Below are 9,358 nucleotides of genomic sequence, written 5' to 3'. Positions count from 1 at the left end.
TATTTTCATGCCAGGGTTGGGTGTGAAAAACTCATGACTGTTTTTATTTTTAAAACAACTTTAGAGTAATTTTCGAGCAGAATGGGTAAACATTGTATATATGAAAGATGTCGGAGGAGACGATGAAAAAGAAAATAATAAGTATCTTATTCCTTTTAACATTTTTTAACTATTTTTTATTGACTGATACGCCATTTGCTTCAAAAATTGAGGAAACAATTTACTCAAAATTTGGAACATCCAATTTCAGTATTTCACTTCGCTCGATGGATTCAGGAAAACTCGTCTTTGAAAAGGCAGGAGATTTCGGTATTAAACCTGCATCTACCCTAAAACTATTAACAGCAGCAAGCGCACTAGAAATGCTTGGAGAAGACTATCGATTCATCACTGAAGTTTATATGGATGGAAAAATCAATGGTAATGTATTAGAGGGAGACCTTTATATAAAAGGTGGGGGTGATCCAACCCTACAGGAAGAAAATTTTATTTCTATGGCAAATGCGTTAAAGCGACTAGGCGTTGAAAGCGTTTCTGGTAGTCTATATGGTGACGACTTTAATTTTATTGGGTCTCAGCTCACGCCAGGCATTTCAACTCATGATGAAACTTATTATTATGCATCAAGAACATCTGCACTTACGATGTCCCCTGATGATGACTATGATGCAGGAACCATTATTGTAAAAGTAATTGCAAATACAGTAGGAAAAACACCAACTATTGAAGTTGAACCAAACTTTAGTGGAATGGAAGTGTTGAACCAAGCGAAGACAGTTGGAGCGACAGAGAAAAATACAATTGAAATCTATCGACAAAATAATTCAAATAAAATAGTGATTACAGGGAATATACCTACAGGAAAGACTAAAAAAGAGTGGATATCACTTTATGATCCTACACTTAATACATTATATGCCATTAAGAATACATTTAAGGAAAATGGGATTGCTTTTACGTCAAGCTCTAAAGTTAACAGAAAATTAGTTCCCAATCATGCAACATTAATTTATACAAAAAAGTCAATGCCATTAGAGCAAGTGATGATTCCCTTTTTGAAATTAAGCAATAATAGTATTGCAAATATTTTAGTAAAAACTATGGGCTATGAGGTTTATGGTATAGGCAGTCTTGAGCACGGTTTACAGGTCATGAAGGATTATAGTAAAAGAGTGGGGCTTCAAACGAATCGATGGTATTTTGAAGATGGATCGGGCATGTCCCATCAAAATAAAGTGACGGCAAATGAAATGACAAATTTACTGTATAAGCTATCTAGCGAACCATACTATTCCGTTATTTATAATAGTTTGCCCGTTGGAGGACATCCAGATCGACTAGTTGGCGGTTCATTAAGAGAAAGATTTAAATCAACATTTCAATCAAATAGAGTATTCGCAAAAACAGGTCATATTTCGGGCGTCTATTCATTGTCAGGTTACTTAAAAGCAAAGAGTGGTAAGTATTACGCTTTTACAATATTAAGTCAAAATCAATCATCAATAAAACTACAGGCAATAGATGAAGTCGTACAACAATTTATTGAAACATATTAAAATGGGTGGTTGAAAACAAATTGTTTTCACCACCTAATTTAATTCATCTCAATCAATAATAACTATCAAGCATTTTTTTATATTGCTTATATTTTTTCTTCCCTAAGATACTCTCTGCTTTTTTTAGTACATGTTCTGGAATACCTGTTAATAGCCAAGTAATATTCGCTTTCTCAGCCAGTGGTCTTAGTTGACGAACTTCATCCACCGTTAATTCCACTCCATATTCTTTTGCCATTTTTATAATTTCTTTATCTGACTTTGTCAGTAAAGATTCCCAAAGTTCAATTGCTCCCAACTTTTTTTCTCCTTTCAAAGGTGAAGTAAAATGTAGATGTCTTTACAAAATGCAATGAAACACGTATACTAACATGTTGTAAATCGTAATGATTATGAATTAGAAAGAAGCGGATTTATGAAAAAAACATTTATTGAATTACAAGACGTTTCGTTTCAATATGAACATACAAAGGTATTACATAATATTTCTTTTAAGGTTGAAGAAGGGGATTTCTTGGCTATTTTAGGACCTAATGGGTCAGGGAAATCCACACTCTTAAAACTCATGCTAGGGCTAATAAAGCCGATTTCTGGTGAAATAAAATTGTTTGATGAACCAATCCAATCTTTTCGTCATCGTGAATGGATTGGTTATGTTTCACAAAAGTCGAATGCCTTTAATTCAGCCTTTCCAGCAACAGTTGAAGAAGTGGTTAAAAGTGGTTTAGCAAAAAAAGTAGGCCTTTTTAAACGTTTGCCAAAAAATTCAAATGATCTTGTAGAAAAAGCTTTATCGGCTGTTGGAATGGAAAAATATCAATCTAGAAATATTGGGCAATTGTCAGGTGGACAGCAACAGCGTGTATTTATTGCTCGTGCGTTAATAGCTGAACCAAAGCTACTTATTTTAGACGAACCAACAGTAGGGATTGATCACGAAAATGTTCAATCATTTTATGATATGTTAGCATCGTTAAACGAGGAACAACAAAAAACGATCATTTTAGTAACCCATGATGTGGATACTGTATCGAATCGAATAAGCCATGTTGCTTGTTTAAATCAAACGATTCATTTCCATGGATTTAAAAAAGAATTCGATACATTATCACCAGATCAATTAAACAATTGGTATGGTCATTCTGTTAGAAAAATTCATTAGGGAGGGAAAGGTATATGATAGAAGCTATAATGAATTATGAATTTTTACAAAACGCCTTTCTCTCTGGGATAATTATTGGTATTATAGCTCCTTTATTAGGAGTTTTTATTGTCGTTAGAAGAATGTCTTTAATTGCTGATGCGCTTTCGCATGTAACTCTTGCTGGTATTGCTGGTAGCTTATATTTAAGTCAGTCCTTTGCAGCGCTTGCTTTACTTAATCCGATTTATTTAGGAATTGTCGCTTCAGTAGGTGGTTCGATTTTAATCGAAAGGTTAAGGAATTTATACAAACATTATGAGGAGCTCGCAATACCTATCATAATGTCTGGTGGGATTGGTATTTCAGCAATCTTTCTTTCTTTAGCAAGTGGGTTTAAAACAGATTTAACGAGCTACTTATTTGGTACCGTATCTGCTGTTTCAAGACAGGATTTATGGATTGTTATATTAATTGCTTTAGTGGTATTAGTATTTTTAAAGTTATTATTTAAAGAAATGTTTGTTCTATCTTTTGACGAAGAATATGCGAAGGCAACGGGATTACCTTCAAAGTGGATTCATTTGTTATTTATGATCGTCGTTGCTTTAGTAATTGCAGCCAGTATGCGAATTGTAGGAATTTTATTAGTATCATCATTAATTACGTTACCTGTTGCAGCAGCTATGCGAATTGCAAGAGGATTTAAGCAAACGATTGGTTATTCAATCCTTTTTGGAGAGTTAGCGGTTATAATAGGTTTAGTAAGTGCATTTTATTTAAATTTAGCACCTGGTGGAACAATCGTTGTTACTTCAATCATGATATTATTAATTGTTATATTTGCGAAGAAAATATCATTTAACATTGAAACGAGAAAGGGGATAGAACAGTGAATATAACACGAGCTTGGGAAATTCTTAAGGAAAATGGATTTAAAAAGACTGATAAACGTGAGCTTATTTTAAATATGTTTAGTGAAACAGAAAAGTATTTAACCGCTCGTGATTTATTAGCTGTTTTAAAGAAAGACTTCCCAGGAATGAGCTTTGATACAATTTACCGTAACCTTTCAACATTTGTAGAGCTTGGTATTTTAGAAGAAACAGAGTTAAATGGTGAACGAAATTTCCGTATGCAATGTGAATCAGAGCATCATCACCATCATTTTATCTGTATGATATGTGGAAAAGTGAAGGAAATTGAAATTTGTCCGATGGAAATGTTAGCAGAAAAACTGCCGGGCTGTGAGATTGAATCCCATAAGTTCGAAATTTACGGTAAATGTCCAAGTTGTGCATAGTTAATATGATGAGGCAATAGATAACAACTACTCATTTATTAATTATTATGGTAAAGTTCTATTAAGTGAATATTTTTTGCAGGAAAAAGATGCTGTAAGGCTAAAGGGAATTCGGTGAAAATCCGAAGCTGTATCCGCAACTGTAAGTGTTAATTTTTAAGTTGATGCCACTGTCAATTTGATGGGAAGGTACTTAAAATAAAAGGCACAAGCCAGGAGACCTGTCTTTTTCTGATCGTAACAAACCTCTTCGGAAATTTAAGGGAATGTGCGGCAAAGTAATGAAACAACTAATTGTTTATATTGCGCTAATTTGCCATCCATTCTTGGGTGGTTTTTATTTTGTGATGAAGAGTTGTAACAATGCGATGCAAATCGATAAAGAAATTAAACATCATGTATATATGCTCAAATAGAAAAGAGGAAGTAAAATGAAATTCTTTCACAAATTTTGGTTATTATCAATTTTATCGATTTTACTAATCGTTGGTTGTTCAAACAATGCCAACACAAACGATACAACAAATAGTAATAGCAATGAACAATCAGAAGCTTATACTGTTGTTGATGATCGAGGTGTTGAAGTTACATTTGATAAGGTTCCAGAAACGATCGTATCATTACAGCCTAGCAACACAGAAATTTTATTTGAACTAGGAGTAGGTGAGAGAATTATTGGGGTTACGGAGTACGACGCCTATCCTACACAAGCTTTAGAAATCGAAAAGGTTTCGGATTTATCAACTGTAAATATTGAACGAATAGTAGAAATGAATCCTGATATCGTATTTGCCTACACAAGTGGTAGTGATGATCAAATAAACCAGCTTGAAAGTGTTGGGTTAAAAGTATTTGTCATTAAATCAGCAAGCTCAATAGAGGACATTTATGGAGACATAAAACAATTAGCAACCGTGATGGGTGCTGAGGTTCAAGGAGAAAAGGTGATAGCAGATATTCAATCACAAATTGATGCAGTGACGGAAAAAACAGAAGCAATTGCACAAAAGAAAAAAGTATATTTTGAAATTTCTCCAGCGCCAGACATTTGGTCAATCGGTTCTGGTACATTCCAACAGGAGCTTATAGCAGCAGCTGGTGTTGAAAATATTTATGGAGATCAACAAGGTTGGTTTTCGGTCTCAGAAGAAGACATTTTAACAAGAAATCCTGAAGCCATTATTACAACTGTAAATTATGGTGACGATCCAATAGCGGAAATCATTTCACGGAATGGGTGGTCTTCAGTCACAGCAGTCCAAAATAGGGAGGTCTATTTTTTAAATCCTGATATTTTAGATCGACCAGGGCCTCGTATTGGTGAAGCGGTAGAAATCATTGCATCATCAATATACCCAGAGCTTTTTAATGAATAGATAAATTAGCTGTTCTAGAAGTAAAGGAATTTTCTAGAACAGCTCTTTTATAATGGAGTGATTGTATTGGGAAATTTGATTTTTATATGTGGTGGTGTGAGAAGTGGGAAAAGCGCTTTCGCACTAGAGTATGCTGAACTAATCGGTCAAAAATTGAATAATCCCTCTTATGTTTATATTGCTTCTGGGGTTGCATTTGATGAAGAAATGAAACAGAGGATTGTTCGTCATCAGGTCGATCGAGAATCTTCTTTGATTAAATGGAACACAATTGAAATATTTGCTGAATTGTCAAAGGAGCATTTAAATTTCACGAACAACAATATCGTTGTATGGGATTGTATTACGACATGGTTGACAAATGTACTTTATAAAACAGAACAATTTCAGATGGACAGAAGAATGACTGAGATCGAAAAATTCATCGAAGGGTTTAAGGAATGCCTTTTACAATGGAAGACACAAGAAGTAAATGCCATCATTGTATCGAATGAAGTGTTTGATGAACTATCTTCAAAATTTCACGAGGTAAATTTATATAGAGAGATTTTAGGACAATTACATCAATGGATTGTATCCATTTCTGATGAAGCATATGAGATGGACTATAGCATTTATAAACGTTGGAAGTAGCTTTAAGATAAAGCACTCTTTAAGGTGGTAGTAATTTTGAAAAATATTGTTGTTAGTTTGTTGTTATCATTTCAATTTTTTACTTCGATACCGATTCGAAAGCAATTTACTATGAATCGAAATACAGTTACAGGGATGTTCATTTGGCTACCAATTATTAGTTTATTAATGGGAATGTCTAATGGAATGCTGTTCTTTTTGAATAATGAATATTTCCAGTTCTCACCACTATTACTAGCCATCATTCTTGTCATCGCCGGAATTGCCATGTCTGGGGGATTGCACTTAGATGGTTGGATTGACATGTGTGATGCCTATTTTTCATATCAAGATCAGAAAAAAAGGCTAGAAATATTAAGTGATCCACGAGTAGGCGCTTTTGGTGCAATTGGATTAATAGTTATTTTGTTATTAAAGATTGGATTCTATTATGAAGTGTTAACTAGTGATGTGAATCATATTGTTTATTTAATCCTTATTCCATTTATTAGTCGGATTGCAATGTTACTCTATTTTTTAACGATGCAAACGGCAAAAACAGATGGCTTGGCAACATATTTCAAAACAAATGTCATACATAAGTATATTTTTATATCAATCGTGATTTATATTATTTTAATTTTTGGAGTAGCCATTTACATTGAAAGTTTTACCATTTTCCTGTTAATGTTTTTCCTTTTGCTCTATTATTTCTTCTATCGAAAATGGACAAAGAAAAACTTTGGTGGTATGACAGGGGATTTACTGGGCGCAATTTATGAAAGCTCAGAAACGTTATTATGGGGAGCTTTAATATTTTTCATTTAAAAAGGTCGGGGTAAGCATATGAAGGCAATTATCGGCGGAGCATACAACGGAAAGCGAAAATATGTTGAAGATTTATTGAAGAAACAGCAAATTTCTTATGAACTATTTGAAGGGTATATCCCTGATAAAGTTAATTTTGTAAATAATGGATATTTTGTCATATACAATTTTGAACAAATGGTGTTGAATTATATTGAATTAGATGAAGAGACAATTGTCGATCAATTATTTCAAAAAATTAAAGCTTTAGATACGCAATCGAATGTCATTTGTATATGTACTGATTTCGGAAGAGGAATTGTTCCGATTGATAAAAAGGAAAGAAAAGTAAGAGATACTTGTGGAAGGCTATATCAGAAGCTTTTTCAGGAAAGTAATTCAGTTATTCGAATTTGGTACGGAATACCACAAATATTAAAAGGAGATAATAATAATGGTTACTAGCAAGTTAAGAGTTTTAATTTTAACAGCATTAACAGCAGCAATTTGTGTTGTGGGAAGTACTATTAAGGTGCCAGGATTCATAACGACAGCAGCTTTAGATTCTGCCCCAGCATTTCTAAGTGTTGTCTATCTTTCACCTATATACTCAGGATTCGCAGCTCTTTTAGGTCATTTCGCCACAGCCCTAACTTCAGGATTTCCTCTAGGTATTTTTCACATACTAATAGCAGCTGAGATGTTTGCAATTGTAACTGTGTTTAATATCTTACATAAAAAAGGATTTTCTATCGTAAAATGGCTGTTTTTAGTTTTAACCAATGGCTTAATTTCTCCAATTCCATTTTATTTCATCATTTCACCACAATTTTATTTTGCAAGTTTACCTAGTCTTCTGATTGCCACAATTATAAATGTTGTCGTTGTCATACTAATAATGCCAGTACTAAACAAAATTTTACGACAGTGGAAGGTATTAAATCTATGAGAAATGCGAAATTGATTGATCAGCAATTAATCGTAACAGTTGATAATGCGGGGGGGATTGGAGAAAAAGAGCATGATGCTGTTAAAACATCAAATGAAGTGGTAGCGTATTATACCGCAAGAGTGGCTTTGTTGGAACAATGGTGCGCAGGTGGACAGCCTACACATATTTTCTTATCCAACTTTACAGGTGAATCCGCTTGGACAGATTATGAAAAGGGCATTGAAAGGGTATTTAATGAATTAGGGGAAAAAATGCCACCGATAAACGGATCTACTGAAACGAATTTTCCTTCGCTGCAGTCTGGTTTATCGATAATGATGATTGGAAAAAAGGTATATGATTTTAATGCTGAGCATTGTCTTTGGTATGTAGTAGGGAAACCACTTGTCGGTGATGAAATTCTTAACAATCCTGACCATGTGGCGAAGTTAAGCGAATTATATATGCTTATAAAATTAGGGGTCATTAAAAGTATTTGGCCTGTCGGATCGAAGGGAATTGGTTCAGAATGCTCAAGGCTTTTTAGTGGCTATGAAATTAAATGTGAGCTACCGTTAGATAAATCCAGTGGCCCCTCAAGTGCTGTTATCGTTGCGGTTAATCGAGAGCAAAAAGACCAATTTAAAGACACGATTACAACTTCCTTTTTTGAAATAACTTTGCGTTAAAAAACTAGAAGACTGTAGACAAACTGAAAAATTTGAGATTGAACTGCCCCTAAATTGTTAGACACCAAATCTAACGATTTAGGGGTGTTTTTTTCTATTTACAATACATATTAAGAAATCGTCGATGTACAAAATTTACTTTTGTCCCTGCCTCAGTTTTTATAAATAATATTCTTTTCTTTCACAATGGAGCTATATAACATGACAATTTGTTCGCTACAATTTTTCAACATTAACTCAAAGGAATCGGTAGTTTTTAGCTCCTTAATAGAGGCTTTTACAAATTGTGCTTGTTCTTCAGAAAAATTTTTCACTTCTTGGAAATTATTTAAATGAACATCAAAATAACATCTTTTTCTATTTTTTTCTACTATATGTAATAAATTATTGCTCTCCAAGACGTGATAAATCCATTGGTTAATGCCATTCGCGATTTTTAAAGATGCTAAATAAAGTAATTCTCTTGATAAACCTTCACGTTTAAAAAGTTTAAAATAGTTACTTTTTATAGTCGCATTTAAAATAATAAAATTGGCATGATAATATATTGTTTTTTCTGCAGATTGCATTATGTCATGTTCATCATCAGCATTAAGAAGAAGCCAAATATTAAATGCGATAATCCAGCAATCATCTTTTGTTAGTCCACCATCTGTAATTAAATCATTATATTCCTTCATACTCTTCGCGATAGTTTTAAATTTGTCTACATGATGTTGTTCTATATATAATAGACTTCTATCAACTGTAATCCCATCATGCAATATTCTCACCTCATTGGTTTACTGCTAAAAAATTCATATCTTTGTATTTTTATAATATAAGTGTAAGCTTTTTGAAGGTAAATTTCTATAATTATAATTCGGAATTTTCAAAATAAAACATATTGGTGCTATTGAAATGTGAAATCGACAATTTAATCTAATAAAAAAAGCGACATAAG

12 protein-coding genes and 1 riboswitch are annotated in these 9,358 nt (G+C 33.2%); of the genes, 10 read left to right on the top strand and 2 right to left on the bottom strand.

Features of this window, described 5'->3' with window-relative positions; all coding sequences use genetic code 11:
* The first annotated feature begins 122 nt into the window (after positions 1 to 122).
* Positions 123 to 1,556, top strand: a complete 1,434-nt coding sequence (gene dacB / locus CD30_RS05680) for a D-alanyl-D-alanine carboxypeptidase/D-alanyl-D-alanine endopeptidase (protein WP_036173655.1) — start codon at positions 123 to 125, stop codon at positions 1,554 to 1,556.
* 52 nt (positions 1,557 to 1,608) lie between these two features.
* Here dacB and CD30_RS05675 read toward each other — a convergent pair whose 3' ends face one another.
* On the bottom strand, positions 1,609 to 1,854 hold the full coding sequence (locus tag CD30_RS05675; protein ID WP_052126056.1) for a DUF2624 family protein: 246 nt from the start codon (positions 1,852 to 1,854) through the stop codon (positions 1,609 to 1,611).
* Between the two features lie 117 nt (positions 1,855 to 1,971).
* On the opposite strand from CD30_RS05675, the gene CD30_RS05670 reads away from it, so the two are divergent.
* From CD30_RS05670 to CD30_RS05630, 9 genes are all read left to right on the top strand, one after another.
* Entirely contained in the window at positions 1,972 to 2,718 is a 747-nt protein-coding gene (locus CD30_RS05670) for a metal ABC transporter ATP-binding protein (protein WP_036173653.1), read from the top strand.
* A gap of 14 nt (positions 2,719 to 2,732) precedes the next feature.
* Complete coding sequence (locus CD30_RS05665) at positions 2,733 to 3,593, top strand: metal ABC transporter permease (RefSeq protein WP_036173650.1); 861 nt, start codon at positions 2,733 to 2,735, stop codon at positions 3,591 to 3,593.
* On the top strand, positions 3,590 to 4,000 hold the full coding sequence (locus CD30_RS05660) for a Fur family transcriptional regulator (protein ID WP_036173645.1): 411 nt from the start codon (positions 3,590 to 3,592) through the stop codon (positions 3,998 to 4,000). The genes CD30_RS05665 and CD30_RS05660 overlap by 4 nt, the downstream gene beginning before the upstream one ends.
* 70 nt (positions 4,001 to 4,070) lie before the next feature.
* Positions 4,071 to 4,243, top strand: a riboswitch (cobalamin riboswitch).
* Between the two features lie 188 nt (positions 4,244 to 4,431).
* Positions 4,432 to 5,376 carry an ABC transporter substrate-binding protein gene (locus tag CD30_RS05655; protein ID WP_036173643.1) on the top strand — a complete coding sequence of 315 codons (945 nt, stop codon included), beginning with the start codon at positions 4,432 to 4,434 and terminating at the stop codon, positions 5,374 to 5,376.
* 66 nt (positions 5,377 to 5,442) lie between these two features.
* A complete protein-coding gene (locus CD30_RS05650; RefSeq protein ID WP_052126055.1) occupies positions 5,443 to 6,009 on the top strand; it encodes a bifunctional adenosylcobinamide kinase/adenosylcobinamide-phosphate guanylyltransferase in 567 nt (188 codons plus the stop codon).
* A gap of 36 nt (positions 6,010 to 6,045) precedes the next feature.
* Positions 6,046 to 6,816, top strand: coding sequence for an adenosylcobinamide-GDP ribazoletransferase (gene cobS / locus CD30_RS05645; RefSeq protein WP_036173640.1), 771 nt, complete (start codon positions 6,046 to 6,048; stop codon positions 6,814 to 6,816).
* A gap of 18 nt (positions 6,817 to 6,834) precedes the next feature.
* A complete protein-coding gene (locus tag CD30_RS05640) occupies positions 6,835 to 7,260 on the top strand; it encodes a bifunctional adenosylcobinamide kinase/adenosylcobinamide-phosphate guanylyltransferase (RefSeq protein ID WP_036173637.1) in 426 nt (141 codons plus the stop codon).
* On the top strand, positions 7,250 to 7,744 hold the full coding sequence (locus tag CD30_RS05635; RefSeq protein ID WP_036173636.1) for an ECF transporter S component: 495 nt from the start codon (positions 7,250 to 7,252) through the stop codon (positions 7,742 to 7,744). The genes CD30_RS05640 and CD30_RS05635 overlap by 11 nt, the downstream gene beginning before the upstream one ends.
* Positions 7,741 to 8,415 (top strand): hypothetical protein, encoded by a 675-nt coding sequence (locus tag CD30_RS05630; RefSeq protein WP_036173635.1) that lies wholly within the window; start codon positions 7,741 to 7,743, stop codon positions 8,413 to 8,415. The genes CD30_RS05635 and CD30_RS05630 overlap by 4 nt, the downstream gene beginning before the upstream one ends.
* A gap of 152 nt (positions 8,416 to 8,567) precedes the next feature.
* Here the strand turns inward: CD30_RS05630 and CD30_RS05625 are convergent, their stop codons facing one another.
* A complete protein-coding gene (locus tag CD30_RS05625) occupies positions 8,568 to 9,179 on the bottom strand; it encodes a hypothetical protein (RefSeq protein WP_036173634.1) in 612 nt (203 codons plus the stop codon).
* Positions 9,180 to 9,358: the final 179 nt, after the last annotated feature.

It is taken from the genome of Ureibacillus massiliensis 4400831 = CIP 108448 = CCUG 49529 (assembly GCF_000772965.1).
GTDB lineage: Bacteria > Bacillota > Bacilli > Bacillales_A > Planococcaceae > Ureibacillus > Ureibacillus massiliensis.
This window is presented reverse-complemented; position numbering and strand designations above follow the sequence as displayed.

Bases quoted from the DNA above. Each gene is read 5' to 3' on its own strand.
- CD30_RS05670 (WP_036173653.1), top strand. From the start codon at position 1,972: ATGAAAAAAACATTTATTGAATTACAAGACGTTTCGTTTCAATATGAA.
- CD30_RS05665 (WP_036173650.1), top strand. From the start codon at position 2,733: ATGATAGAAGCTATAATGAATTATGAATTTTTACAAAACGCCTTTCTC.
- CD30_RS05630 (WP_036173635.1), top strand. From the start codon at position 7,741: ATGAGAAATGCGAAATTGATTGATCAGCAATTAATCGTAACAGTTGAT.
- CD30_RS05635 (WP_036173636.1), top strand. From the start codon at position 7,250: ATGGTTACTAGCAAGTTAAGAGTTTTAATTTTAACAGCATTAACAGCA.
- CD30_RS05640 (WP_036173637.1), top strand. From the start codon at position 6,835: ATGAAGGCAATTATCGGCGGAGCATACAACGGAAAGCGAAAATATGTT.
- CD30_RS05655 (WP_036173643.1), top strand. From the start codon at position 4,432: ATGAAATTCTTTCACAAATTTTGGTTATTATCAATTTTATCGATTTTA.
- dacB (WP_036173655.1), top strand. From the start codon at position 123: ATGAAAAAGAAAATAATAAGTATCTTATTCCTTTTAACATTTTTTAAC.